The sequence below is a fragment of the Cryobacterium sp. TMT1-66-1 genome (assembly GCF_004403435.1).
In the GTDB taxonomy this organism is placed as follows: Bacteria; Actinomycetota; Actinomycetes; order Actinomycetales; family Microbacteriaceae; genus Cryobacterium; species Cryobacterium flavum.
This window is the reverse complement of the sequence record NZ_SOGP01000006.1, coordinates 50,822-76,021: the sequence shown is the minus strand read 5'-3', so window position 1 is coordinate 76,021 and position 25,200 is coordinate 50,822. Positions and strand designations below refer to the sequence as shown.

At 64.1% G+C, this 25,200-nt stretch carries 26 protein-coding genes and 1 pseudogene; 14 read left to right on the top strand and 13 right to left on the bottom strand.

Going from position 1 to position 25,200, the window contains the following annotated elements; translation table 11 throughout:
- Nucleotides 1-44: 44 nt before the first annotated feature.
- Entirely contained in the window at nucleotides 45-2,138 is a 2,094-nt protein-coding gene (gene tkt, locus E3T29_RS02805) for a transketolase (RefSeq protein WP_134343987.1), read from the bottom strand.
- Nucleotides 2,139-2,478: 340 nt separating this feature from the next.
- On the opposite strand from tkt, the gene E3T29_RS02800 reads away from it, so the two are divergent.
- Entirely contained in the window at nucleotides 2,479-3,399 is a 921-nt protein-coding gene (locus E3T29_RS02800; protein ID WP_104090348.1) for a heme o synthase, read from the top strand.
- Nucleotides 3,400-3,405: 6 nt separating this feature from the next.
- Here E3T29_RS02800 and E3T29_RS02795 read toward each other — a convergent pair whose 3' ends face one another.
- Nucleotides 3,406-3,993 (bottom strand): hypothetical protein, encoded by a 588-nt coding sequence (locus E3T29_RS02795; RefSeq protein WP_134343986.1) that lies wholly within the window; start codon nucleotides 3,991-3,993, stop codon nucleotides 3,406-3,408.
- Nucleotides 3,994-4,210: 217 nt separating this feature from the next.
- On the bottom strand, nucleotides 4,211-5,149 hold the full coding sequence (locus E3T29_RS02790) for a heme A synthase (protein ID WP_241987607.1): 939 nt from the start codon (nucleotides 5,147-5,149) through the stop codon (nucleotides 4,211-4,213).
- Nucleotides 5,150-5,440: 291 nt separating this feature from the next.
- Here E3T29_RS02790 and sufB point away from each other — a divergent pair, with 291 nt between their 5' ends.
- Genes sufB through E3T29_RS02765 form a run of 5 tightly spaced genes read left to right on the top strand, consistent with a single transcriptional unit; the run spans nucleotide 5,441 to nucleotide 9,595 of the window.
- Nucleotides 5,441-6,859, top strand: a complete 1,419-nt coding sequence (gene sufB, locus E3T29_RS02785; protein ID WP_092340111.1) for a Fe-S cluster assembly protein SufB — start codon at nucleotides 5,441-5,443, stop codon at nucleotides 6,857-6,859.
- The gene (gene sufD / locus E3T29_RS02780; protein ID WP_134343984.1) at nucleotides 6,860-8,107 is read left to right on the top strand and encodes a Fe-S cluster assembly protein SufD; all 1,248 of its coding nucleotides are present in this window, start codon (nucleotides 6,860-6,862) and stop codon (nucleotides 8,105-8,107) included. It begins immediately after the preceding gene.
- A gap of 2 nt (nucleotides 8,108-8,109) precedes the next feature.
- Nucleotides 8,110-8,436 carry a non-heme iron oxygenase ferredoxin subunit gene (locus tag E3T29_RS02775; RefSeq protein WP_092340113.1) on the top strand — a complete coding sequence of 109 codons (327 nt, stop codon included), beginning with the start codon at nucleotides 8,110-8,112 and terminating at the stop codon, nucleotides 8,434-8,436.
- A 60-nt stretch (nucleotides 8,437-8,496) separates the two neighbouring features.
- Nucleotides 8,497-9,261: a Fe-S cluster assembly ATPase SufC gene (sufC, locus tag E3T29_RS02770; protein ID WP_134343983.1), complete on the top strand. Its 765-nt coding sequence runs from the start codon at nucleotides 8,497-8,499 to the stop codon at nucleotides 9,259-9,261.
- Between the two features lie 4 nt (nucleotides 9,262-9,265).
- Nucleotides 9,266-9,595: a metal-sulfur cluster assembly factor gene (locus E3T29_RS02765; RefSeq protein ID WP_092107875.1), complete on the top strand. Its 330-nt coding sequence runs from the start codon at nucleotides 9,266-9,268 to the stop codon at nucleotides 9,593-9,595.
- A gap of 56 nt (nucleotides 9,596-9,651) precedes the next feature.
- Here the strand turns inward: E3T29_RS02765 and E3T29_RS20610 are convergent, their stop codons facing one another.
- The 3 genes and pseudogenes from E3T29_RS20610 to E3T29_RS02755 all read right to left on the bottom strand — a co-directional run.
- The gene (locus E3T29_RS20610) at nucleotides 9,652-10,419 is read right to left on the bottom strand and encodes a hypothetical protein (protein ID WP_370449098.1); all 768 of its coding nucleotides are present in this window, start codon (nucleotides 10,417-10,419) and stop codon (nucleotides 9,652-9,654) included.
- A 9-nt stretch (nucleotides 10,420-10,428) separates the two neighbouring features.
- The gene (locus tag E3T29_RS20605; RefSeq protein ID WP_241987605.1) at nucleotides 10,429-11,304 is read right to left on the bottom strand and encodes an AAA family ATPase; all 876 of its coding nucleotides are present in this window, start codon (nucleotides 11,302-11,304) and stop codon (nucleotides 10,429-10,431) included.
- Nucleotides 11,301-12,728 (bottom strand): annotated as a pseudogene (locus tag E3T29_RS02755) (3' terminal RNA ribose 2'-O-methyltransferase Hen1); the annotation flags it as partial. The pseudogene E3T29_RS02755 and the gene E3T29_RS20605, both read right to left, overlap by 4 nt.
- A gap of 62 nt (nucleotides 12,729-12,790) precedes the next feature.
- On the opposite strand from E3T29_RS02755, the gene E3T29_RS19540 reads away from it, so the two are divergent.
- From E3T29_RS19540 to E3T29_RS02740, 4 genes are all read left to right on the top strand, one after another.
- Nucleotides 12,791-12,940 (top strand): hypothetical protein, encoded by a 150-nt coding sequence (locus E3T29_RS19540; RefSeq protein ID WP_166789797.1) that lies wholly within the window; start codon nucleotides 12,791-12,793, stop codon nucleotides 12,938-12,940.
- 218 nt (nucleotides 12,941-13,158) lie between these two features.
- Nucleotides 13,159-13,788 (top strand): TetR/AcrR family transcriptional regulator, encoded by a 630-nt coding sequence (locus E3T29_RS02750; protein ID WP_134343981.1) that lies wholly within the window; start codon nucleotides 13,159-13,161, stop codon nucleotides 13,786-13,788.
- 107 nt (nucleotides 13,789-13,895) lie between these two features.
- A complete protein-coding gene (locus tag E3T29_RS02745; RefSeq protein ID WP_092340119.1) occupies nucleotides 13,896-15,494 on the top strand; it encodes an ABC-F family ATP-binding cassette domain-containing protein in 1,599 nt (532 codons plus the stop codon).
- A 58-nt stretch (nucleotides 15,495-15,552) separates the two neighbouring features.
- Complete coding sequence (locus E3T29_RS02740; protein WP_241987604.1) at nucleotides 15,553-16,794, top strand: glycosyltransferase; 1,242 nt, start codon at nucleotides 15,553-15,555, stop codon at nucleotides 16,792-16,794.
- A 6-nt stretch (nucleotides 16,795-16,800) separates the two neighbouring features.
- On the opposite strand, the gene E3T29_RS02735 is transcribed toward E3T29_RS02740, so the two are convergent.
- From E3T29_RS02735 to E3T29_RS02725, 3 genes are read right to left on the bottom strand one after another with little or no spacing between them, the layout of a single operon-like run.
- Complete coding sequence (locus tag E3T29_RS02735; RefSeq protein ID WP_134343979.1) at nucleotides 16,801-17,649, bottom strand: SURF1 family protein; 849 nt, start codon at nucleotides 17,647-17,649, stop codon at nucleotides 16,801-16,803.
- Nucleotides 17,646-17,885 (bottom strand): hypothetical protein, encoded by a 240-nt coding sequence (locus E3T29_RS02730; RefSeq protein ID WP_092340122.1) that lies wholly within the window; start codon nucleotides 17,883-17,885, stop codon nucleotides 17,646-17,648. The genes E3T29_RS02735 and E3T29_RS02730 overlap by 4 nt, the downstream gene beginning before the upstream one ends.
- 29 nt (nucleotides 17,886-17,914) lie before the next feature.
- Entirely contained in the window at nucleotides 17,915-18,208 is a 294-nt protein-coding gene (locus E3T29_RS02725) for a DUF3099 domain-containing protein (RefSeq protein WP_092340123.1), read from the bottom strand.
- A gap of 169 nt (nucleotides 18,209-18,377) precedes the next feature.
- Between E3T29_RS02725 and fabG the strand changes: the two genes are divergently transcribed.
- Nucleotides 18,378-19,088, top strand: coding sequence for a 3-oxoacyl-ACP reductase FabG (gene fabG, locus E3T29_RS02720; RefSeq protein WP_092340124.1), 711 nt, complete (start codon nucleotides 18,378-18,380; stop codon nucleotides 19,086-19,088).
- Nucleotides 19,089-19,116: 28 nt separating this feature from the next.
- On the opposite strand, the gene serB is transcribed toward fabG, so the two are convergent.
- Nucleotides 19,117-19,770 carry a phosphoserine phosphatase SerB gene (serB, locus tag E3T29_RS02715; RefSeq protein WP_241987603.1) on the bottom strand — a complete coding sequence of 218 codons (654 nt, stop codon included), beginning with the start codon at nucleotides 19,768-19,770 and terminating at the stop codon, nucleotides 19,117-19,119.
- Nucleotides 19,767-21,011 (bottom strand): glucose-1-phosphate adenylyltransferase, encoded by a 1,245-nt coding sequence (locus E3T29_RS02710; RefSeq protein ID WP_134343978.1) that lies wholly within the window; start codon nucleotides 21,009-21,011, stop codon nucleotides 19,767-19,769. The genes serB and E3T29_RS02710 overlap by 4 nt, the downstream gene beginning before the upstream one ends.
- An 80-nt stretch (nucleotides 21,012-21,091) precedes the next feature.
- Here E3T29_RS02710 and glgA point away from each other — a divergent pair, with 80 nt between their 5' ends.
- From glgA to E3T29_RS02695, 3 genes are all read left to right on the top strand, one after another.
- The gene (gene glgA, locus E3T29_RS02705; RefSeq protein WP_134343977.1) at nucleotides 21,092-22,273 is read left to right on the top strand and encodes a glycogen synthase; all 1,182 of its coding nucleotides are present in this window, start codon (nucleotides 21,092-21,094) and stop codon (nucleotides 22,271-22,273) included.
- 80 nt (nucleotides 22,274-22,353) lie between these two features.
- Nucleotides 22,354-23,136: an ABC transporter ATP-binding protein gene (locus tag E3T29_RS02700; RefSeq protein WP_134343976.1), complete on the top strand. Its 783-nt coding sequence runs from the start codon at nucleotides 22,354-22,356 to the stop codon at nucleotides 23,134-23,136.
- Nucleotides 23,137-23,304: 168 nt separating this feature from the next.
- The gene (locus tag E3T29_RS02695; RefSeq protein WP_092107894.1) at nucleotides 23,305-23,556 is read left to right on the top strand and encodes a type B 50S ribosomal protein L31; all 252 of its coding nucleotides are present in this window, start codon (nucleotides 23,305-23,307) and stop codon (nucleotides 23,554-23,556) included.
- A gap of 131 nt (nucleotides 23,557-23,687) precedes the next feature.
- On the opposite strand, the gene E3T29_RS02690 is transcribed toward E3T29_RS02695, so the two are convergent.
- Entirely contained in the window at nucleotides 23,688-24,374 is a 687-nt protein-coding gene (locus E3T29_RS02690; RefSeq protein WP_134343975.1) for an exonuclease domain-containing protein, read from the bottom strand.
- Between the two features lie 92 nt (nucleotides 24,375-24,466).
- Nucleotides 24,467-25,180, bottom strand: coding sequence for a GAF and ANTAR domain-containing protein (locus E3T29_RS02685; RefSeq protein ID WP_134343974.1), 714 nt, complete (start codon nucleotides 25,178-25,180; stop codon nucleotides 24,467-24,469).
- Nucleotides 25,181-25,200: the final 20 nt, after the last annotated feature.

Below are 25,200 nucleotides of genomic sequence, written 5' to 3'. Positions count from 1 at the left end.
GGCAGCGATGCTGTAGCGGTTTAGTGGAGACGTAAGGGGCAACATCAGGCCGCGCTGATTGATTCCTTGGCGGCGGCGACGACGGCTTCGGTTGTGATGCCGAATTCGCGGAACAGCGTCTGGTAGTCAGCGGATGCCCCAAAGTGATCAATCGAGATGCTGCGGCCGGCGTCGCCGACGTAGCCACGCCAGGTCAGCGCGAGGCCGGCCTCGACCGAGACGCGGGCGGTGATCGCGGCGGGCAGTACCGATTCGCGGTACTCGCTGCTCTGCTCTTCGAACCATTCCAGGCAGGGAGCGCTGACGACGCGGGCGTTGATGCCCTCGGCGGCGAGCTGGGCGCGGGCGTCGACGGCGAGCTGAACTTCGGAGCCGGTCCCGATCAGGATCACGTCGGGGGTGCCGCCGGCTGCTTCGGCCAGCACGTATGCGCCCCGGGCGACGTTCTTCGCGGAGGCGAAGATTTCAGCGGATGCTGCGCCCTCGCCACGCTCGTAGACGGGAATGTTCTGGCGGGTCAGGGCGATGCCGGCCGGGCCGCCCCGGCGTTCCAGGATGGTCTTCCAGGCCCAGGCGGTCTCGTTGGCGTCGCCGGGGCGCACCACGTCGAGTCCCGGAATAGCACGCAGGGTCGCGAGCTGTTCGATCGGCTGGTGGGTGGGGCCGTCCTCGCCGAGCGCGACGGAGTCGTGGGTCCAGACGAAGATCGACGGCGCCTTCATGAGAGCGGCCAGACGAACGGCCGGGCGCATGTAGTCACTGAAGATGAGGAACGTGCCGCCGAACGGGCGGGTGTTGCCGTGCAGCACGATGCCGTTGAGAATGGCGGCCATGGCGTGCTCCCGAATGCCGAAGTGCAACACCCGACCGTAGGAGTTTCCGGTCCATTCACCGGTGGAGTGCTCGCTCGGAATGAACGAGGCTGCGCCGCCGATGGTGGTGTTGTTCGATTCGGCGAGGTCGGCCGAGCCGCCCCACAGCTCGGGGATGACACCGCCGAGCGCGGTGAGCACCTTGCCCGACGCCGCGCGGGTGGAGACTGCGGTGCCGCCAGGGAAGACCGGGAGGGCGTCGTCGACGCCGTCCGGCAGGTCGCCGGAGAATACCCGGTCGAGCAGAACCTTGCGCTCCGGGTTGGCGGCGGCCCAGGCGTCGAACTGCACGGTCCATGCGGCGTGTGCGGTCGCGCCGCGCTCCAGGGCCAGGCGGGTGTGGGCGATGACCTCGGGGGCGACATCGAAGGTCTTTTCCGGGTCGAATCCCAGAACGGCCTTGACGCCGGCGAGTTCTTCGGCGCCGAGGGCTGAACCGTGGATCTTGCCGGTGTTCTGCTTCTTCGGGCTCGGCCAGCCGATGATGGTCTTGAGGATAATCAGGCTGGGCTTACCCGTTTCGTTCTGGGCGGCCGTGATGGCCGCGTTCAACTCGGCGACGTCTTCGACGTAGGAGCCGGTTTTCTTCCAGTCCACCGTCTGCACGTGCCAGTCGTAGGCAGCGTAGCGTGCGGCGACATCCTCGGTGAAAGCGATGTTCGTGTCGTCCTCGATCGAGATCTGATTGCTGTCGTAGATGGCAATCAGGTTGCCGAGCTGCTGGTGGCCGGCGAGAGAGGATGCCTCGCTCGTGATGCCTTCCTGGAGGTCGCCGTCGCCAGCGATGACGTAGACGAAGTGGTCGAACGGGCTGGCGCCGGTGGCGGCATCCGGGTCGAACAGACCGCGCTCGAAGCGCGACGCGTAGGCGAAACCGACAGCGGATGCCAGCCCCTGGCCGAGCGGGCCGGTGGTGATTTCAACGCCGTCGGTGTGGCCGTATTCCGGGTGGCCGGGGGTTTTTGAACCCCAGGTGCGCAGGGCTTTGAGGTCCTCCAACTCGAGGCCGTAGCCGCCGAGGTATAACTGCACGTACTGCGTCAGCGAGCTGTGGCCGACCGAGAGAATGAACCGGTCACGACCGATCCACTCGTTGTCGGCCGGGTCGCGGCGCATGATCTTCTGAAACAAAAGGTAGGCAGCGGGAGCGAGACTCATCGCGGTGCCCGGATGCCCATTCCCAACCTTCTCCACGGCGTCGGCCGCCAGAATGCGTGCGGTGTTAACCGCCTGATCGTCAACGGAATCCCATTGGAAAGCTGCCACGTCACGTAACCCTTCATTGAAGCGAAGGCGGGTTGAGCTCAACCCATCCTTTGATAGTTGTGCAAGTGTCGGCAGTCGTGTCACCGGCCGGTCGCGCCATCTGAAGCGGACTGCAGGCGAAACATCACCCCCAGCGAGTTGGCCTACTGGTGCAGCCATCTCCCACCCGGGGGCTCGCCGAACTACTGATTCACTGTGGGGAGCACTACAAGTATACGGACGAATGTCAGGGGACGCTCGAAATGACGTGACATGACGACACATTCCGGATTGGTCCTCGGTGGAGCGTTGCTCAGGGCGTGTCCTAGAATGAGAGGACTTGCCTAGCGTTAGAGGATTAATGGACGTCGCCCTGAAGACCCCGGTCCGGAGCGGACCGCGCACACTGAACCGCACCCTCAAGGCCTACATCTCTCTCACTAAACCGCGAGTGGTCGAGTTGCTTCTGGTGGTGACGGCGCCCACGATGCTGCTCGCCGAGCGCGGTATCCCCAGTCTCTGGCTGATTCTCGCGACGCTCGTCGGTGGGTCGCTCAGCGCTGGGTCCGCTGGTGCCTTCAACTGTTACCTCGATCGCGATATCGACCGTCTCATGAAGCGCACCAAGAATCGCCCCCTGGTTACTGGAGAACTCAGCGACCGCGAGGCGTTGATCTTTGCGTGGGCGTTGGGCGCGGCATCCATTTTGTGGCTGGGTCTGCTGACCAACTGGCTGGCCGCTGCGCTGTCGTTCGGCGCGATTCTGCTCTATGTCGTGTTCTATACGATCATTCTCAAGCGTCGTACCCCGCAGAACATCGTCTGGGGCGGTGTGGCCGGTTGTATGCCCGTGCTCATCGGCTGGGCGGCGGTGACCGGTGAACTGTCCTGGCCCCCGGTCATTCTGTTCATGATCATCTTCCTGTGGACACCGCCGCACTACTGGCCGCTATCTATGAAATACCGAGCCGACTACCAGGCCGCTGGCGTTCCGATGCTCTCCGTCGTGCGTGGTCGGGCGCAGGTGGGCCTGCAGGTCATCCTGTACGCGTGGGCCACGGTCGCCTGCTCGCTTCTGCTGATTCCGATCGGCGACATGGGCCTGCTCTACAGCTTTACGGCCCTGGTCACGGGTGGCTGGTTCATCTACGAGACGCATCGCCTGTACAGCCTCGCGATTCGGCACGAGCATGTGTCACCGATGCGTGTCTTCCACGGATCCATCGCCTACCTGACGCTGCTGTTCGTGGCCGTCGGAGTGGATCCGCTGCTTCCGTTCTAGGTGGCGCTAGACCCTGCGGGTGAGTCGGGTATCGATCTTGCCGACGTCGGCCGAATGGATCACGACAGTGACCACCCGTCCGGCCAGGGCCATCGCCGTTGCCGTGAAGTCGAAGGCCGTCACGGTGATAGCTGCCAGCGCCGTGTCGTCGATGACCAGGTTCGACCGGTGTGCCAGGGCGAGTTCAATCTCCGACTGCTGATGCGTGTGCCGTTCGGCCCACAACTGCGACCCGAAGTCGTACGGGTTCTTGGCGTAGTTCATCACGATGTACTGCAGGTGCTGGTTGAGTGCATCTCGGATGGGGTCGCCGCCGCGATTGGTGGAGCCCGGCACATCGGTGAAGACGAAGCCGCGCAGTTCGGCGATGCCAACCGGACCGGACGGGGAATCCTCGAACCAGAAATTGCCGGAGGGGTCAGCGAGCCAGTAGTGTGCCTGCGCTTCGAGGGTGCGGCCGTGGTTGCCGTACCAGCTCCAGCCGCGTTCCTGCAGGCGCGGCTGACGCACAAAACCGAATACCGGAGGGCCGTACAGGGCAAGGTGCGCCGCGTCGTCTGGCGGCTTTGATTTGGCTCCCGGTGCGACATGCATGTCTGGAGAGTACACCGGCGGCTCTCGTCCGGGGAGTGCCGCGCGGCAATTGCTAATTGGAGGTCTAGGCCCTACGAGTTGCCACCTTCGGCCCCATCAGCCGCGCGAGACGACACGCTCGGCCCCATCAAAGCAGTTGAGGGGGCTAAAGCTGTCTTCTCACCCCTGCAGAGTCATATTCATGGCGCGGAAGTTGTCGTTTCGGGGTCGTGATCTGTTAGCTACGAACCTGCTCGTGTGCCGTTTCCGGAACCTCGGCCGTGACTTCTCTGGGAGCCTTGAGGTTCAGCACAACCAGGGTCATGGCGGCCGCGAGCACGCAGGCCAGAACCATGTGCAGGCCGACCAACAGCGGCGGTAGTCCCAGGTTGGCCTGCAGGAGCCCGACCACAATCTGCACGAGCTCGATCATCAGGAGCGTGACGACGAATGAGCGCACCGGCAGCTTGCCGCGAACGGACGCCACGAGCAGCACGACCGTCAAAACCAGCGTCGCGTAGCCCGGCCAGGCGTGCAGGTGTTCGAGCAACTCGGCGTTGAAGCCGGTACGTCCGGCGTCCGCATCGCCGGAATGCGGTCCGGAGGCTGTGGTCAGTACCCCCATCAGCACGGTGAGTGCGACGACGAAACTCGTAGCGTGGGCGAGCCTGGCAAAACCAGCGGGAACAACACGGGCACGCGGCCCCGGAGCAAGGTAGACCCGGTGCACGAGAACGGTGGCAATACATACCATGATCAGCGACACCGTGAAGTGGAAACCGACAATGAACGGGTTCAGCCCGGTCAGCACGGTGACCCCGCCGACGAGTGCCTGGGCGAGAACGCCGGCGGCGAGAATCACTGCGAGAGTGAACAGATCCTTGCGCTGGGTGCGCAAGCGCCAGAGCAGAACAATGGCCGCGATGGCGATAATGCCGATCAGACCGGTCATCAAGCGGTTAGCGAACTCGATGACCCCGTGTATCCCCATTTCCTCTGTCGGCACGATCGAGCCGGCTACGCAGGTCGGCCAGGTGGGGCAGCCGAGCCCGGAGCCGGTGAGACGAACGGCCCCGCCGGTTCCCACAATCAAAATTTCCGTCACGAGCGACAGCCAGGCGACCACCCGAATCCGTCCGTCGATAACACTGGGTAGCCGTAGGTACTTCGGATTCACCGGTTCTGCTCTCTCTGTCAAACTTATGAACGCGCGCCCTCTGATCGTGCCCTGTACAAATGTGAATCGACCGCAAGAACGCGTATGTTGCTGATCAACCTGTAGAATTGGGAACTCCATGGAGATCAATCTTTAGTTCCATGAATATTCTAGGTACGCAACGTAGCTGTCCACACAACCCGTTCCTCGTGGTCTCCACTGAATTCAGCTCCATCGAGTTGATCAGTACGGCGGCCGTGCGGGAATGACCGGACTAATATCCGGGTTGTGATGGGTAGAGAAGAGGTAATAATGTCGGATGTCCTGCTAGACCGTCCCGACCTTGAGGGGATTGGCACCTACGAATTCGGGTGGGCCGATTCAGACAAGGCCGGAGCATCCGCTCGCCGTGGTATTTCCCCCGAGGTTGTCACTGACATCTCGAACCTGAAATCCGAGCCGGACTGGATGCTGCAGCGACGGCTCAAGGCTCTGCAGCTGTTCGAACGCAAGCCCATGCCCACCTGGGGCGCCGATCTTTCCGAGATCGATTTCGACAACATCAAGTACTTCGTGCGCTCAACGGAGAAGCAGGCCCAGACCTGGGAAGACCTGCCCGACGACATCAAGAACACCTACGAGAAGCTCGGAATTCCAGAAGCTGAGCGTCAGCGCCTCGTCTCCGGCGTTGCAGCGCAGTACGAGTCTGAAGTGGTCTACCACCAGATCAACGAGGAGCTCGAAGCCCAGGGCGTCATCTTCATGGACACCGACACGGCGCTCAAGGAGCACCCGGAGTTCTTCGAAGAGTACTTCGGCACCATCATCCCCTCCGGCGACAACAAGTTCGCCGCGCTCAACACGGCCGTCTGGTCGGGGGGATCGTTCGTCTACGTGCCGCCCGGCGTGCACGTCGAGATTCCGCTGCAGGCCTACTTCCGCATCAACACGGAGAACATGGGCCAGTTCGAGCGCACGCTCATCATTGCCGACGAGGGCAGTTACGTGCACTACATCGAGGGCTGCACCGCCCCGATCTACAAGTCTGACTCGCTGCACTCCGCCGTGGTCGAGATCGTCGTGAAGAAGAACGCTCGCGTTCGCTACACGACCATCCAGAACTGGTCGAACAACGTCTACAACCTCGTCACCAAGCGGGCCACGGCCGGCGAAGGCGCCACGATGGAATGGATCGACGGCAACATCGGTTCCAAGGTCACCATGAAGTACCCGTCCATCTACCTGATGGGCGAGCACGCCAAGGGCGAGACGCTCTCGGTGGCCTTCGCCGGCCCCGGCCAGCACCAGGATGCCGGCGCGAAGATGATCCACATGGCTCCGTACACGCAGTCGTCGATCGTCTCCAAGTCCATCGCCCGTGGCGGCGGGCGCAGCGGGTACCGCGGTGAGGTTCGAGTGGATGCCTCCGCGCACCACTCCGCCAACACCGTGCGCTGCGACGCTCTCTTGGTCGACACCCAGTCGCGTTCCGACACCTACCCGTCCATCGACATCCGTGTAGATGACGTGCAGCTCGGCCACGAGGCCACCGTCTCCCGCGTCAGCGAAGAGCAGCTGTTCTACCTGATGAGCCGTGGTATGCCCGAAGACGAGGCCATGGCCATGATCGTTCGCGGATTTATCGAACCGATCGCCCGGGAGCTCCCGATGGAGTACGCCCTCGAACTCAACAAGCTCATTGAAATGGGCATGGAAGGATCCGTCGGCTAAATGTCCGCCGCTTCAGCGCTTTCGAAGAGCGCTTCAAAAACTGTGCCCGAACCATCCACACCTGCTGCCAGCGCGTCGACTCTTCCGGTCGGCCAGCACGGAATCAAAGAACACTCCGACGGACGTTTCGGCTACGTGCCGGTGCAAACCCGTTCTGACCGTTTCAAAAGCGTCAACGTTGCCGACTTCCAGGCCGTCACCGGCCGCGAAGCCGTCTGGAAGCACTCGCCCGTCGCTAAATTCACCGACCTCACCGCCGGCGATCTCGACGGCTCGCGTTACCTCATCGAGTCAACCCCGTCGGCCGATATCTCGGTTGAGTGGGTGCCCAGAACGGATGCCCGCATCGGGACTGCCGGTCTGCCGGAAGAACGCGCCGCAGCCAACGCCTGGGGCGTCTTCGATGACGCCCTCGCCATCACGGTCAGCGGCGAGGAAGCCAAGGAGATCACGGTCACCCGATCGGCCCTCGGTAACACTGCCCGCGGCGCCCACACGATCATCGAGGCCAAGCCGTTCAGCCAGGCCACGGTCATCCTGGCGAACACGGGTGACGCCCGGCTCAGCGAAAACGTTGAGATCATCCTCGGCGAGTCCGCGAACCTCACGGTCGTTTCCCTGCAGGAATGGGACGACTCGGCGGTGCACCTGGCTAACCATTTCGCATCCATCGGTCGTGACGCGCGGCTCAAGCACGTCGTCGTCTCGCTCGGCGGCAGTATCGTGCGGGTCAACCCGTCGGTACGTCTCGCCGGACCCGGCTCGGACACGTTGCTCCTCGGCCTGTACTTCGCGGATGCCGGCCAGCACCTGGAACAGCAGGTGTACGTCTTCCACGACGCTCCGAAGAGCCGCAGCCGGGTCAACTACAAGGGCGCGTTGCAGGGCCAGGACGCCCGCACGGTCTGGATCGGTGATGTGCTGATCGGCAACAAGGCTGCTGGCACCGACAGCTACGAGCAGAACCGCAACCTCGTACTCAGCGAGGGCACCCGCGCCGATTCCATCCCCAACCTAGAGATTGAAACCGGCGACATCGTCGGAGCCGGTCACGCCAGTGCCACCGGACGTTTCGACGACGAGCAGTTGTTCTACCTTCAGTCTCGCGGCATCACCGAGGAAGAAGCGCGGCGCCTGGTCGTGCGCGGATTCCTCACCGAGGTCGTGCAGCAGATTGGTTCCCCCGAACTTGAAGCTCGGTTGCAGCTCGCAATCGAAGCCGAACTTATTGGAACGGACGACAAGTAAGCATGGCCGCAACGAAGATCTGCGCTCTCGATGAGCTCGAAGTAAACCAGGCCGTCAAGGTCGAAATCGACGGGGTGGCTATCGCCCTCGTGCGTGACGCCGCCGGCGACGTGTTCGCCATCGGTGATACCTGCACGCACGGTGACATCTCCCTGTCCGAGGGATTCGTGGAAGGCCAGACGCTCGAATGCTGGGCCCACGGCTCGATGTTCTCCCTCACCACGGGCAAGCCGCTGTCCCTGCCGGCGTATGATCCGGTCCCGGTTTACAACGTTGAACTCATCGACGGGTTCGTCTTCGTCGATCCGTCCGTCACCGTCGCGGTATAGGCCTGCTCAGGCAGTACCGCCCCCACCAACTTAAAGAATTTAGAAAGGGATTAGACATTCATGTCTGTTCTTGAAATCAAAGACCTGCACGTCAGCGTCGAGACCGACCAGGGCACCAAGCAGATTCTGCGCGGCGTCAACCTCACCATCAACGAGGGCGAAATCCACGCCATCATGGGCCCGAACGGCTCCGGCAAGTCCACCCTCGCCTACACGATCGCCGGCCACCCGAAGTATCACGTCGAGAGCGGCTCCATCCTGCTCGACGGCGCCGAAGTACTCAAAATGACAGTGGATGCCCGCGCCCGCGCCGGTCTCTTCCTCGCCATGCAGTACCCGGTTGAGATTCCCGGAGTGACCGTCACGAACTTCCTGCGTACGGCCAAGACGGCCATTGAGGGTGAAGCCCCACCGATCCGCACCTGGATCAAGGATGTTCGCCAGTCGATGACCAACCTGCGCATGGACAAGACCTTCGCCGAGCGCAACGTCAACGAGGGCTTCTCCGGTGGCGAGAAGAAGCGCAACGAGATCCTGCAGCTCGAACTCCTCAAGCCCAAGTTCGCCGTGCTCGACGAGACCGACTCCGGACTCGACGTCGACGCACTCAAGATCGTCTCCGAGGGCGTCAACCGCGCCAAGGCCAACACCGGCCTCGGACTTCTGCTCATCACGCACTACACGCGCATCCTGCGCTACATCCACCCCGACTTCGTGCACGTGTTCGTCAACGGACGCATCGCCGAACAGGGCGGCCCCGAGCTCGCCGACCGCCTCGAGGACGAGGGCTACGATCGCTTTCTTGTCCCGTCGAACGTAGGCTAGTCCTATGGCCTCAACACTCAGTCCGGCTCGCTTCGACGAAATCGAAGAGGCCCTCAAAGACGTCATGGACCCGGAACTCGGCATCAACGTCGTCGACCTCGGGCTCATTTACGACCTCGGCTGGGACGACGAGAACAACGCGCTCATCATCCACATGACCCTCACCTCGGCCGGCTGCCCGCTGACCGATGTGCTCGAGGAGCAGACGGCTGAGGCCCTCGATGGTGTCGTCGACCAGTTTCGCATCAACTGGGTCTGGATGCCGCCGTGGGGTCCGGAGAAGATCACCGACGACGGTCGCGACATGATGCGAGCCCTCGGCTTCGCCATGTAGCACGTGTTCGTCCTGAAGGCCCCCCAGCACACGCTGGTGGGGCCTTTGGTTTTGGTTTAGAGCCGGGGGTCGACCGGTTCTGATTCCATAGCAAGCACGCCAAAGACGGCCTGGTGCACGCGCCAGAGCGGCTCATCGGCGACAAACCGTTCGACCGCTTCGACGCCGAGTGCGTACTCGCGGAGCGCCATTGAGCGTTTGTGCCCGACATCCCGGTCGCGCAGGCGCACCAGGTTGGTTGGATCGAGGTAATCAGGTCCGTAGATGATCCGCAGGTATTCGTCCCCGTGCACCTTGATGCCCGGCTGCGCGAGCGATCGCGTTCCGCGAACGAGGCCGGCGACCGGCTTCACCACCATGCCTTCACCACCGGCATTGGTCAGATCTTCCCACCAGGTCGTGGCCGCGGCCTCCGATTCATCCGAGGTCAGGTCGACGTCGATGTGCCGGGTGCGACGGATGAGCTCCTCGTCTGCGGCGGCGAGACGGTCGGCGATAGCGAGGTGCCAGGAGTGATCCTGCCCCAGTTGGCTTGCTCCTTCTGAGGCGAGCAGCTGGAACGGGGCAAGCTGCACGCCGTCCAGCCCAGACACCGGCTGGCTGTAACGCCGGTAGGAGTCTCGGTAGGCCTCGGCGTTAGACGCGCGGTGCTGCGTGCGGGCGAGCAGGTCGGTCACGTCGACACCCCGGTCGACGGCGGCCTGGAGAACCCGCGACGCGGCCGGCAGAGCGCTCGTTGCCGCGGCTGCGACGCTCGCGTACTGCTCTCGGATCATTGGCCCCGCTTTGAGCGACCAAGGAAGCAGCTCGGCATCGAAGAGCAACCAGGATGTCTAGAATTCCGACCACAGCGCGGCCGTCTCGGCGAGGCCGTGGCTCGTCTGCACCTTCTTTCCGTCTAGCGCGCGCACGAGCTTCGCCTCGTGGTTGCCCGGCACGGCCAGGGCGTGGCCGGCCGCGACCATGCCCATGGCGAGTCGCAGTACTCCGGGGGTATCGGGGCCGCGGTCGATGAGGTCGCCCAGGAAGATCGCGCGGCGCCCTTGAGGGTGCACGGCGTCAATGGGGCGATCCTCGTCATCGCGCATGAGCTCGTAGCCGAGCTTGCCCAGTAGCGCCTCGAGCTCACTGCAGCAGCCGTGCACGTCGCCAATGGCTTCGAACGGGCCGCTTTCGTCGGAACGGTCGTTGAGAAGGGGTTCCCGAACGAACTCCGCGGCCGCGATTTCGTCCAGCCCGGATAGCATGTGGACCCGCTGGAAGCCCTCCTTGCCGAGCTGTTTAAGGGAACGTCGAAGCTGATCGCGCTGACGCTTGATGACGGATGCCCCGAACGTGCGGTCGGCGCGCGCGGCGTTGCGCCCGACGCAGACGCTCTGCGGCATGTCGAGCACGACGGCGACCGGTAGGACGTCGTGTGCTCGCGCGAGCGCTACGAGTGAGCGGCGAGCATCCGCTTGCACGTTGGTGGCGTCGATAACGGTCAGGAGCCCAGCGTCGAGGCGTTTTCCCGCGACGAACCGGAGCGCCTCGCACGCTGCGGACGTCGCAGCCTGGTCGTTTTCGTCGTTGGAGACGAGCCCGCGGAAGAAGTCGCTCGACAGTGTCTCGAACTGTCCGAAGTGCGTGGCGGCGAAGGTCGACTTTCCTGAGCCGGAGGCACCGACGAGCACCACGAGCGACAGGTTGGGAAGAGGTAGGCGTGTCATAGGTTGGTGGTCTTGCGGAACAGGGCGAGCTGGGTCGGGGAGCCGAGTTCGACGTCGACGTCGACGTCGCCGACCGTGCGGTACTCGACCGAGTAGCCGCGGCGAGCCGCGACTTCAGCCGCCCAGGCAGCGAATTCGGCCCTGGACCACTCGAATCGGTGATCGCGGTGCCGGAACGAGCCGGCGGGCAAGGACTCATACCGGGCATTGAAGTCGGCGTTCGGCGTTGTCACGATAACCGCGCCGGGAGCGGCTGCTCCGAACACGGCCGACTCGAGCGCCGGGAGCCGCTCCAGGTCGAGGTGTTCGATCACCTCCATCAGCACGATCGCGTCGAGGCCGGCGATGCGGTCGTCCTGGTACGTCACCGACGACTGCGCGAGGTGCACCCTCTCGTGCTGTCTATCACTGGCCTCACGCAGGTTGAGCGTTCGCGCAGCCTTGACCAGAACGCTCGCCGAGACATCGCAACCGACGATCGTCGTGAAGGCAGCATCCGCTGTGAGCCGCCGCAGTAGGGCGCCTTCGCCGCATCCGACATCGGCCACCGTGTGCGCTCCGACGTCGTGCAGGGCCGTGGGCACGGCCTCGGCGCGCTGCTGGGCCAGCGGTGCCGAGCCGGACTGCTCGCTCGGCTCTGCCAGGTCGGGCGCAGGCAAGTCGTCGAGGTCGTTCAACCGGGTGTCCGCGGAAAGCCGTGCTGTGGCCTCGTTGACCATCGACGGCTGATGCGCCAGGTAGCGGCGCGTAATGAGTTCGCGCTCGGGGTGGTGAGGCAGCCAGCCAACGCCAGCGCGCAGGAGCTTGCCGATTTCATCGTCCGACACCCAATAGTGCTTGGCGTCGTCGAGCACGGGCAGCAGCACATAAAAGTGCCGGAGCGCGTCGCTGAGCCGGACCTCACCGCGCAGCACGAGGTCGACGTAGACGGAATCGCCCCACTCCGGGAACGCCGGGTCCAACGGGATCGGCGTCTCAGTGACGGACCAGCCGAGCGGTTCGAACAGTCGCGTGACGAGGCCGGCGGTGTCGCGGCCCCTGGCCGGCACGGCCGCCACGGTGATCTCGAGGGGCAAAGCGGATGCTGCGAGCTCGGGAAACGACTCGCTCGTCCCGTTCATGGCCGTACGGAAGACCTGGCCCAGCGCGACGGCGACCATGGAGGAGGACGCATATGGACGGTCGTTCACGTAACGGGCGAGTGTGGCCGCGTCGCTTCCCCGGAAGCGCTTGTCGCGCACCAGACCGATGGGGTCGACTTCGAGGATCAGCGCCACCGTGCAACGTTCATCGGACACCTCAGGGTAGAAAACGTGCGCTGTTCCGACACTCAGCGGAAATGCCTGCGCTCGATCCGGGTGCTTGCGAAGCAGGTGGCTCAGATTGGATGCGGCGGGCGCGGTCGAGGTGACGGTGACGAGGACGGGGTCCTTCCTTCAGGCAACGGTAGCCGCCAGTCTCTTGATGCCTGTTGCGGCTGCGTCTCATGCACCCGTGGCTTGGCGCTGATCACAGCGAGGTCGTCGAGGACCGCGGGCTGGCCCTCGGTCTCAGCATTTCGGCACACGTGCTCGCCGCCATCGGTGCCGAACTTGGCGCGTTCGCGGCCTTCGGTCGCAAGATCACGCGCCCCTGAGCATGACCACCCGACTGCCTGCCCGATGGACGATGCTGGCTGCGGGCGGGCCGCGGCACGGAACCGAGCTGGTCGAGCAGCCGGCGGGCATGGCGGAGGGAGATGTCCCCGGTGCGGAGCGCGGTAAGAGTATCGGGCCGCTCGACCATACGACGAATTCCCAAAACAGCATCCTCACTGGCAGCTAGATCTAGTGACTAGAACGGTATGCTAGTTGGATGAATACAGGGGAAAACGGAGCGATACGGCGGCGCGCGGCCCAGGCGGCCAGTACGCGGGCGGAGATCGTCATGGCGGCCGGGCGCCTCATGCTCGAGCGCGGCTATGTCGGTACGTCTGTGGCGGCTATTGCGGGGGAGGCGGGCGTGGTCGTACAGACGATCTACAACTCGGTGGGGTCGAAGGCCGAACTGCTGGCCGCGGTTCTCGACCGGGTTGCCGCTGAGCCGGGGGCCCCGGCGCTGTTGTCGGGCACGACCCGGGAACGCATTGCCGAAGCGCGTACCGCGACCGAGGTCATCCGTATTCTGGCGCGGTCGAGCGCACTCGTGAATGAGCGCACCTCGGGCATTCTGCGCATCGTCAGCGAAGCTGCCGTGGTCGATCCGGATGTGGGGGAATTCGAGCAGAAGCGCGATGCTGCACGGCTGCACGGCTTCGGCGAGGTGGCGGCAGCACTGCGTGAGAAGCGCGGCCTGCGAGGAGGGCTGAGCGATCACGAAGCCGCGGCGACGATGTGGGCGCTGGCCCATCCGCACACTTATCGCTCGCTCGTTCTGTCGCTCGGCTGGTCGACCGAGGCCTACCTGAACTGGCTGGAAAAATCGCTCCTGGCTGCCCTGCTGTAGGCACCTGTGTGCCGAGCACAGCCTGAAGGCAAATATACTAGTGAGTTGGACCGCTTCGGCCAACTCACACTTCACACCTGTACAAACACTTCGAATGGACTATTGCTGTGCTCAACGTGCAAGATCTCGAAATCCGCGTTGGAGCCCGCGTGCTCATGGAGGGCGTCAACTTCCGCGTCGCGAGCGGCGACAAGATCGGCCTCGTCGGCCGTAACGGCGCCGGAAAGACGACCCTGACGAAGACGCTCGCGGGGGAGACAAACCCGACCAAGGGTTCGATCAGTCACTCGGGGGAGATCGGCTACCTGCCCCAGGACCCGCGCGCCGGCGACCCGTCCATGCTCGCCCGCACCCGAATTCTGGATGCCCGTGGCCTCGGTACCATCGCCCTCGGCATGCACGAGTCCAGCATGGCCATGGCCGACCCCGATCCCAAGATCGCCGCAGCCGCCATGAAGAAGTATGGTCGGCTGACCGACGAGTTCAACGGACTGGGCGGCTACTCCGCTGAGGCCGAAGCCGCCTCGATCGCCAGCAACTTGAAACTGCCGGACCACATTCTCGACCAGGCCCTCAGCACTCTCTCTGGTGGTCAGCGTCGTCGTATTGAGCTCGCCCGCATTCTGTTCTCGGCCGCCGAGATGATGATCCTCGACGAACCGACCAACCACCTCGACGCCGACTCGGTGGCCTGGCTGCGCGAATTCGTCAAGAACTACAAGGGCGGCTGCATCATCATCAGCCACGACATCGAGCTCGTCGGCGAAACGGTTAACCGAGTGTTCTACCTCGATGCCAACCGCATGATGATCGACATCTACAACATGAACTGGAAGAACTACCTGCTCCAGCGCACGGCGGATGCCGACCGTCGCAAGAAGGAACGCTCCAACGCGGAGAAGAAGGCCTCGACCCTGCAACTTCAGGCCGCTAAGTTCGGCGCAAAGGCCAGCAAGGCCGCCGCCGCCCACCAGATGGTGGCGCGCGCCGAGAAGCTCCTTTCCGGGCTGGACGCCGTGCGTGCCGTCGAACGCGTCGCCAAGCTGCGCTTTCCAGAGCCGGCACCCTGTGGTCGTACACCGCTCATGGCCAAGGACCTGTCGAAAAGCTATGGTTCGCTCGAGATCTTCACGGCCGTCGACCTCGCGATCGACCGTGGCTCCAAGGTGGTCATCCTCGGCCTCAACGGTGCAGGCAAGACCACGCTGCTGCGCATGCTCGCCGGTGTCGACGAGTCCGATACTGGCTCGATCGAACCCGGCCACGGCCTGCGCATCGGCTACTACGCGCAGGAACACGAGACCATCGACGTCAAGCGCAGCGTGCTGGAGAACATGGTCTCGTCCTCGCCCAGCATCACCGAGATGGAAGCCCGCCGGGTACTCGGTTCGTTCCTGTTCACCGGTGACGACTCCAACAAGCCCGCCGGTGTGCTGTCCGGTGGCGAGAAGACCCGACTGGCCCTGGCCATGATCGTGGTCTCCGGCGCCAACGTGCTGCTGCTCGACGAGCCCACTAACAACCTCGACCCGGCCAGCCGCGAAGAGATCCTCGACGCCCTCGCGCACTATGCCGGCGCCGTCGTTCTGGTCAGCCACGATGAGGGTGCCGTACAGGCTCTCAACCCCGAGCGCGTGCTGATCATGCCCGAGGGCACGGAGGACCACTGGAACAAGGACTACCTCGACCTGATCGAGCTGTCCTAACCACCCACACTGATTCGGCATGGGTGGTGCCGGTTCGCCTGAAGAAAAGGACCCGTGCGTGTTCCCGCTCGAAAAACCATTGCGCATCGCGCTGGTCTGCCTGCACACCTCGCCGGGTACCGATCCGGGCGCGGGCGACGCCGGCGGAATGAACGTGGTGGTGCGTCACCAGGCCGAGGCTCTCGGAGCGCTCGGTCACACGGTGACTGTCCTCACCCGACGGTCGTCCGCCGCGCAGCCCCACCGGCAGCGGCTTGCGCCGCGCGTGACCCTGCAGTTTCTCGATGCTGGCCCGGCCGTTCCGGTGAGCAAGGGCGAGCACGAAGCGTTCATCGGTGATTTCTCGGCCGAACTGGCCGCCCTCGAACCGTACGACATCATCCACTCGCATCACTGGTTCTCCGGCATGGCCGCGCTGCCGGTCGCGCGAACCTGGGGCATTCCGCACGTGCAAAGCTTTCACAGCATCGCCGCCGAGGACGGTAGCCCGCTGTCGGCCGGCGAACGAGCCGAATCGCCGGGACGGATGCTCGGCGAGGCCTGGCTCGCTCGCGAATCGGATTCCCTGGTCGCGATCAGTGCGGCCGAGGCCGCTACGATTTCCGGGCGGCTCGGGGGCCGGGCTAACCGAACCAGCATCGTGCTCCCGGGAGTGGACAGCCGGCTGTTTTCACCAGCGCGTCTTCGCCAGCCGCCGGCCAGTGCGACCACCGATGGCTACGTCGTCGTCGCGGCACGGCTACAACCGCTGAAAGGCCTTGATCTGGCCATTCACGCCATCGCAGCGCTTCCACAGGACCGCCGACCCGAGCTGGTAATTGCCGGCGATGCCTCGGTCGACTATGCCGGTTACGTTGAGGAGCTCCGCCAGCTCGCTGAAGGGGCCGGCCTGTCCGACATTCGATTTGTCGGTGCACAGTCCCACGCGAACCTGGCAGAACTGTTTCGCGGTGCCCGGCTGGTGCTCGTACCGTCGCACTCGGAGACCTACGGTCTGGTGGCACTGGAAGCGGCCGCGAGCGGCGTACCGGTCGTTGCTTCGGCGGCCGGGGGATTGCGCGAGGCGGTCGTCGACGGAATCACCGGACTCGTTCTGGACTCCCGCGATCCGCAGGTTTGGGCCGATGCGATGGCGCAGATCCTAACCGACCCGACGCGGGCGGGCGAACTGGCCCAGGCCGCTCGCGAGCATGCGCTTCGGCTGGACTGGACTCGCTCGGCAGCGTCTCTGATCCGGGTCTACCGTGCACTTCTCGATGAGCCGATCGAGACCCGGCAGCACGACCGTGCAGTCGCCTGAAGTGCTCTAGGTCAGCTGCCGGTCGAGCAGCTCATCCTCGATCTCGGCGTCATTGCGCGGTTTCGCCGCCCGTTTGCGGGAACGCTCATCGGCGCGTTCGCGTTCGTCGGGATCTTCGGCGTTCACACTGCGATATTCCTCGCGCAGCGCCCAACCGAGGCCGATGAAGGCGAGGAGGCCGAAAACGAACCACTGGAACGCATACGAGAGGTGCGGGCCTTCGTCGCGGATCGGCTTCACGACGGCGGCCGGGCGCTTCTCGGTAGCGGCCGGGCTCTCGGTGTCCATCAGGCCATAAGCGCCGGTATAGGTGGGCTGGTCGAGCCGCGCGGCAATGGTGGTGAGATTGATCGTCGCGACCTGGTCGCCGTTGGCGGTACGGCCTGGGAGGTCGGGTTCGCTGGCCTTGAGCCGGGCGACAACGGTCACCGTTCCGCTCGGCGGAGCCGGCACCGTGTCGGGTGCGTCCTGTTCCTGCCCGGTGGGCAGCCAGCCGCGGTCGACGATGAAGATGGTGCCGTCGGTGAGCAGCAGCGGGGTCAGCACCTCAAAGCCCGGATTGACGTTGAGCGGGCGGTTCCGCGCGAGCATCTCGTCGGCGGTGACGTAGGTGCCTTTCAGTTCAACCGGCATCCACTTTTGGGATTCGTCAAAGGCGGTCAGGTCGGGCAGCGCCTCGGTGACCGGGACCGGGTTTGAGTCGAAGTTGGAGTCGATCTTGAACAGTTCGGTGAGGGCCTCGTCGCGCCGGGCAAGCTGCCACGCGCCGAGGCCGGAACACACCGCCGCAAAGAGTATGGTGAGCGCGAGATACCCGGCCCAGCGGCGGCTGAAGGCGAACTTCCAGCCCGTCATCGCGCATCTCCGGCGGGCTCTGGTGAGGTGTCAAGCGGGCTCACAGTGAGGGGAAAATCGCGCGCGGCCAGAAATTCCCGCAGGTAGTCGACGTGCTCATCGCAGGCCAGCCAGGTTTTGACCCGATCGCTCGAGTGGATGCGCGGGTTGCGCCAGTCCAGCCGCCACGTTCCCGTATTGCGGCAGTCGGCCCGCGAGCAGGTTGAGGATTGCAGGGGCGCGCCCAGCCCGATCATGGGGCCGGGTGAAGCAGCCGCGCGAGCACTCACTTGACCTCGTCGTCGGAGGAACGGGTGTCGGTGCCGGTATAGATCTCGACGCCACCAGGCCGCAATACTTCGGCTCCGCGGGGCGCAATCTTCACGTTCGCGACCACGACGGCGAAGTACGGAAGAAGAATGGCACCGAGCGCGCAGATCACCAGCCACCAGCCCTGCACAAAAAGCATCAGCACAATGCAAATGACACGCACGCCCATTGCAATGGAATATTTGATCATCCGGTTGCGTCGTTCGACCTCCGGGGAGGCGGGGAGCGAGGTGATCGACTGCTGCTTCATAGGTCCATCGGGTTCGTCGTCGGTTTCTTCACTGGGGGAAAATCCACCTCAATAAGCCTACGTCTGTACGGCCGGATTGTCGCACGCCTTAAACTTGAATCTGCCGGGTATTTCGTAGCGTTGCACCCTGCAACCCCCACATCACAGCAATCAACAGACTTGGAACTTCATGACAACGGCTCGAACAGTGCTCGTCACCGGCGGCAACCGCGGCATCGGATTTGCCATCGCGGAAGAATTCCTCGCCCAGGGACACCGCGTGGCCGTCACTTCGCGGTCCGGGCACGGACCGGCCGGCAGCCTCACCGTACGTGCCGACGTAACGGATGCCGCGTCGATCGATGCCGCGTTCACCCAGATCGAAGCGACCTACGGCCCGGTCGAGGTCGTCGTGGCCAACGCCGGGATCACCCGCGACACCCTGCTCATGCGCATGTCGGAGGATGACTTCACCTCGGTCATCGACACCAACCTCAGCGGCGCATTCCGCGTCGTCAAGCGTGCCAGCAAGGGGATGCTGAAGGCTCGCTTCGGACGCATCGTTCTCATCTCGAGCGTTGTCGGTCTCTATGGCTCTGCCGGGCAGGTGAACTACTCGGCGTCGAAGAGCGGCCTGGTTGGCCTGGCCCGCTCGGTTACCCGTGAGCTCGGTGCCCGTGGGATCACGGCCAACGTCGTCGCTCCCGGTTTCATCGAGACCGACATGACCGCCGCCCTGCCCGAAGCACAGCAGGCTGACTACAAGCGCAATATCCCGGCCGGCCGTTTTGCCACTCCGTTAGAAGTCGCTCGTGTCGTCACCTGGCTGGCCGGCGATGACGCCGCGTACATTTCGGGTGCCGTCATTCCTGTGGATGGCGGCCTGGGCATGGGCCACTAGGCCCAGCCCATGCATGGCGACGGTCGTGTCAGCCGCGCAGACCGAGCAGCGGCAGTACCTGGCTGAGATTGCAGTTCTCGATTACGAGGTCGGCCTCACGCTTCACCCGCGGCTTGGCATTGAACGCGACGGCGAGTCCGGCCGCGTCCATCATTCGCAGGTCGTTCGCGCCGTCGCCGACGGCGATCGTCTGCGACAGAATGACGCGGCGCTGGGCGGCCCATTCACGCAGGGCGACGGCTTTTGCCTCGGCGTCGATGATCGGGCCGAGCACCCGCCCGGTCAGGTAGCCGCCTTCCACTTCGAGTCGGTTGGCCCGCCAGTGGTCCAGGCCCAGGTCGGCCGCGAGCGGGTCGAGCAGCTCATGAAAACCGCCGGAGACCACCCCCACGACGCCCCCGACAGCGTGAATGCCGGCGATCAGTTCGTGCACTCCCTCGGTCGGGCGGATGCGCCGCCCCACCTCGGCGAAAACGGTGTCCCGAAGCCCCGCCAGGGTCAAAACCCGTTCGCGCAGGCTGTCGGCGAAGTCGAGTTCGCCGCGCATCGCGCGCTCGGTGACGTCGGCGACGAGTTCACGTGAGCCGGCGGCATCCGCCAGCAGTTCGATCACTTCGTCCTGGATCAGGGTGGAGTCGGCGTCGAGCACGACCAGAAAAGTTGATGCGGAGCTAAGGATCACGGAGTAACGAGCACGCCCTTACCGACGACGGTGATGCCGGATTCGGTCACGCTGAAGCCGCGTGCCAGGTCACGATCGCGATCGACACCGACCGTGGCACCGGGCTCGACGATGACTTCCTTGTCGAGGATTGCCCGGCGCACGATCGCTCCCGGGCGGATCTGCACGCGGTCGAACACGATGGAGTCGACGACTTCGCAGGCCGAACCGATCGAGGTCCACGGCCCGAGAACGCTGCGCTCGATGTGTGCACCCGAGATGACGCAGCCGAGGGAGACGATCGAGTCGATCGTGGTGCCGAGGGCGCCCCGTCCGTCACGGACGAATTTCGCCGGCGGAGAGTTCAGCTGCATGCTGAAGATCGGCCACTGCTGGTTATACAGGTTGAATACCGGAAGGGCCGAGATGAGGTCCTGGTGGGCTTCGAAGAACGAATCAATGGTTCCGACATCGCGCCAGTAGTACCGGTCGCGATCGGTGGAACCGGGGACCTCATTGCGCTGCAGATCGTACACGCCGGCATCCCCGCGAGAAACGAAATCGGGAATGATATCGCCGCCCATGTCGTGACTCGAGTCGGTACGCTCACCATCGCGCAGCACCGCCTCGATCAAGGCATCGGTGTTGAAGACATAGTTGCCCATCGAGGCGAACACTTCGTGCGGGGCGTCGGCGAGCCCGACGGCATCCTTGGGCTTCTCGCGAAAGTCCAGGATGCGATCGGGAGTGGCGGCATCCACTTCGATGACCCCGAACTGGTCGGCCAGGCCGATCGGCTGGCGAATGGCGGCGACCGTGGCTGCCAATCCCGACGCGATGTGGGCGTCGATCATCTGACTGAAGTCCATGCGGTAGACGTGATCGGCACCGACGACGACGACGATGTCGGGTTTTTCATCATGAATGAGGTTCAGGCTCTGCAAAATGGCATCGGCCGATCCGCTGAACCAGCGTTTGCCAAGGCGCTGCTGCGCCGGCACGGAGGCTATGTACGAGTTGAACAACCCGCCGGAGACGTGCCAGGTCTGGGAGACGTGGCGGTCGAGGCTGTGTGACTTGTACTGGGTCAACACTACGATCTGGGTGACGCCGGAATTGATCAGATTGGACAGGGCAAAGTCCACCAGGCGGTAATGCCCGCCAAAGGGGACGGCGGGCTTGGCCCGGTCCTCGGTCAGCGGCATTAGCCGTTTTCCCTCGCCACCGGCGAGAACGATTCCAAAGATCTTCTTGGCCTTCATGTGTACAGAGTAGGGCCAACCAGGCAGGTCGACTAGCACCGCGGGGTGTGGGTCGGGCCCGGCTGCGCTACCTTTGCTCCATGCGAGTGGATCTGATGACCAAGGAATACCCCCCGGAGATCTACGGGGGAGCGGGCGTGCACGTCACAGAGCTCGTACGAGCGCTCCGTGAAGACATTGCCGTGTCGGTGCGGTGCTTTGGCGCGCCGCGCTCGGATATCGACACCTTTGCCTATGCGGTACCCGCGCAGCTGGTAGACGCCAACGCCACACTGAGCACCCTCGGCGTCGACCTGCAAATGGCCCAGGACGCCGCTGGAGCCGATCTGGTGCACTCTCACACCTGGTACGCCAATGCGGCCGGACACCTCGCGAAGATGCTGCACGGTATTCCGCACGTCGTCACCGCCCACAGTCTTGAACCGCTGCGCCCGTGGAAAGCGGAGCAGCTCGGCGGCGGCTACCGAGTGTCGAGCTGGATCGAAAAAACAGCCTTTGAAGCAGCGGATGCCGTCATCGCCGTCAGCGACGGCATGCGTCGCGACATCCTGCGTAGCTATCCGGCACTCGATGCGAGACGGGTGCACACCGTCTACAACGGCATCGACCTCGAGCGTTGGAAGCCGACCCCGAACGAAGATTTTGTGCGGAGCCTGGGGATTGACCCTGACCGGCCATCCGTTGTCTTCGTCGGTCGCATCACCCGGCAGAAAGGGCTGCCCTACCTCTTGCGCGCCGCCGCCCAGCTGCCGCCCGAGGTGCAGCTCGTGCTGTGCGCCGGTGCGCCCGACACCCCGGGGATTCTGGCTGAAGTGTCGGCCGGTGTCGAGGCCCTGCAACGCGAGCGGTCCGGTGTGGTCTGGATCAACCGGCTCCTCGCCCAGCCCGAGCTTGCTGCGGTACTCACCCACGGCACGGTCTTCGTTTGCCCGTCCATCTACGAACCCCTCGGAATCGTCAACCTCGAAGCCATGGCCTGCTCACTCGCAGTCGTCGGTACCGCAACCGGCGGTATCCCCGAGGTCGTCGCCGACGGCCAGACCGGGCGGCTGGTACCGATCGAGCAGCTCACCGACGGCACGGGCACCCCGCTGCACCCCGATCAGTTCGTCGCCGACCTCGCCCGAACACTCACCGAAGTTGTGAGCGACCCGGCCCGCGCCGCCGAAATGGGACGCGCCGGTCGTCTGCGCGCCGAGCGGGAATTTGGCTGGAGCCAGATCGCCACCCGCACCCGGGAGATCTACGCCTCGCTGCTCTGACGGGCCGTAGGGGGGTCGGGCTCGCCATTGGGGCGGGCCCGGCGTCTTTCTGCACTGGCCCCGCCCGATAACATGGCTGTATGGTCAACGTTCTGCATTTCACCGACGTCTCGGTCGTCCGGGGTGGCACCACCATCCTCGACTCAGTGAATTGGAGCGTCGATGACGACCAACGGTGGGTCATTCTCGGCCCGAACGGAGCCGGCAAGACCACGTTGCTGCAGATCGCCGCGGCTTTCATGCACCCGTCGACCGGTCAGGCCGAAGTGCTCGATGAGACGCTCGGTGGAACGGATGTCTTCGAGCTGCGGCCCCGCATCGGGTTCGCCTCGACCGCCATGGCTCGCAAGGTCCCGGTCCAAGAAAAGGTCCTCGACGTTGTCATGACGGCGGCCTATTCGGTCACCGGCCGGTGGAACGAGGAATACGAAACCATCGACGAGCGACGAGCCCAGCGCGTGCTGCAGGAGTGGAATCTCGACCACCTCGCTGACCGCAAGTTCGGCACGCTGAGTGACGGCGAACAGAAGCGGGTGCAGATTGCCCGCTCGGTCATGACCGACCCCGAAATTCTTTTGCTGGACGAGCCCGCTGCGAGCCTCGATCTCGGCGCCCGGGAATCGCTTCTTCAGCTGCTCAGCGGTTTTGCCCAGGAACCCAACTCCCCGGCCATCATCATGGTCACCCACCACGTCGAAGAGATTCCGCTCGGATTTACCCACGTGCTGTTGCTGTCGGGCGGCAAGGTCGTCTCCGCCGGGCCCATTGCCGAAGCGTTGACCGCCGAAGCCCTGACCGAGACTTTCGGCCTCGCGGTCGAACTGTCCGAGACCGACGGCCGCTACTCTGCGCGTGCGGTCTGACCTTAGACTCCGCGCGAGGGCCGTCGATCACGCGCTCTTTCTGCTAAAGTTAGTGGCTGGCCATCTGGCCAACCAGCTTGTCGTCGTCCCAGACGGCGGGGCCCAACAATCGAACAGCACTGTGACCAGTTACAAGTCTGTTCACCAGAAGTGCAAAAGGAAATCTTCATGAAGTCTGACATCCACCCCGAGTACGCTGCGGTCGTGTTCCGCGACCTCGCCTCCGGCGCGACCTTCCTGACCCGTTCGACGGTCTCCAGCAAGAAGACCATCGAGTGGGAAGACGGAACCACGTACCCGGTTATCGACGTGGAAATCTCCTCCGAGTCGCACCCGTTCTACACGGGCAAGCAGCGCATCATGGACTCCGCCGGCCGCGTGGAGAAGTTCAACTCGCGCTACAAGGGCTTCGGCAAATAGCACCAGGTACTGCACGCACTAGGTACTGCACGCACTAGGTACTGCAAGCACTAGGTACTGCAAGCACTAGGTACTGCAAGAAAAGCGACCAGCCCAGGCTGGTCGCTTTTTTGTGTCTGTTCCGATCTGCGTCAGCGCTGGGGCCAGGCGGTGTCCGCTAGAAATTCTGGGTCGCGACCGCGCCGCATGTACTCCTGAAAGCTTTCGGCCTGCTGGCGGTACCAGGTGACCTGCAGCGCGTGCATCTCGTCGAGAGTGGCGGGCAGAGCGCCCTCGTGGGCCCGGTGAATGGCCTGGGCGACACGACCGGCGGCGATCGCATCGGCTCCGGCATCATGGGCATCGTCCAGTGAGACACCATAGAACGCGCTGGTGACCTCGAGGGTGCGCTTGCCCTTGCGATACTTATCGACGGCCTTGTCGATGACCAGGGGATCGACGACGGGACTGGGGGAGTCCAGCGGGGCGATGCCGTAGCGCACGGCTTCACGATCGAGCAGGGTGAGGTCGTAGGGGGCGTTGTAGGCCACGATGGGCAGGCCGTCGCTCAGATGCCCGCGCAGGGCTGTGACGATCTCGGCTACAGCCTCCGCGGCGACCCGACCGTGTTCTACGGCCTGCTCTGTCGTGATGCCGTGAACGCTGGTCGCTCCGGCCGGAATGTCAATGCCCGGATCAACCAGCCAATCGATGCGTTCCACGGCGGTGCCGCTCGCGTCGAGAACGGCGACGGTGGCCGACACGATGCGGCAGGTTTCCACGTCGATTCCGGTGGTTTCAAGGTCGAATACGGCGAGGTGATCGCTCCAGGTGCTCATACTTCCACCCTAGGGGGGACCACCGACATTCTTCCGCGCCACCCGACGGTGCGGGCCGCGCTGTGACGAACGGCGGGGTCACGCGTGCGAAATCAGAGTTGAATACGCCGGTTGATGACGTTCTCAGCGCTCTCCCGCATTGTCTGGTTGCGGGCGCGTGCATCCGCTCGGAGTCGCTTGAAGGCTTGGTCCATGTCAACCGTGCTGATCTGCGCGATGACGCCCTTGGCCTGTTCGATCAGGATGCGGCTGTTCAGCGCTCGTTGCAGCTGCTCGTTGACGACGGGGTCTTCGCGCACGGTGCGTTCCTGCAGGATACTGATGGTTGCGACATCGGCCATCGCCTGCCCGATGGCGGCGTCTTCAGGCGTGACGTCACCGGTATCGGTGCGAAAGAGGTTGAGTGCGCCAATCGTGCGATCGCGTACCCGCATCGGAATGGCATGCACGGAACGGAAGCCCTGGGACAACGCGGCTTCCGTGAAGTCGGGGTACTTGTCGCCGGAATCTTTAAGATCGCCGATCGTGACGACTTTTCCAGTGAGGAAGCAGTCGACGCACGGTCCAGCTCCAGCCTGCTGCTGCATAACTTCGACCAGGTAGCTCTCTTCACTGGTCGAGGCGACGACCTGCAATTCTCCGCTCGGATCGGCCAGCAGCAGGCCGGCCGCGGTCGCGTCGAGCAACTCGACGCATTCTTCGACGAGGGTATGCAGCACGTCGAGAACGTCATATTCGCTCACCAGAGTGTCCGTCAATCTCACGAAGGCGGCGCTCACCAGTGACGCGCGAGTCATAGTGACCATGAAAAAATTCTAAGACATTT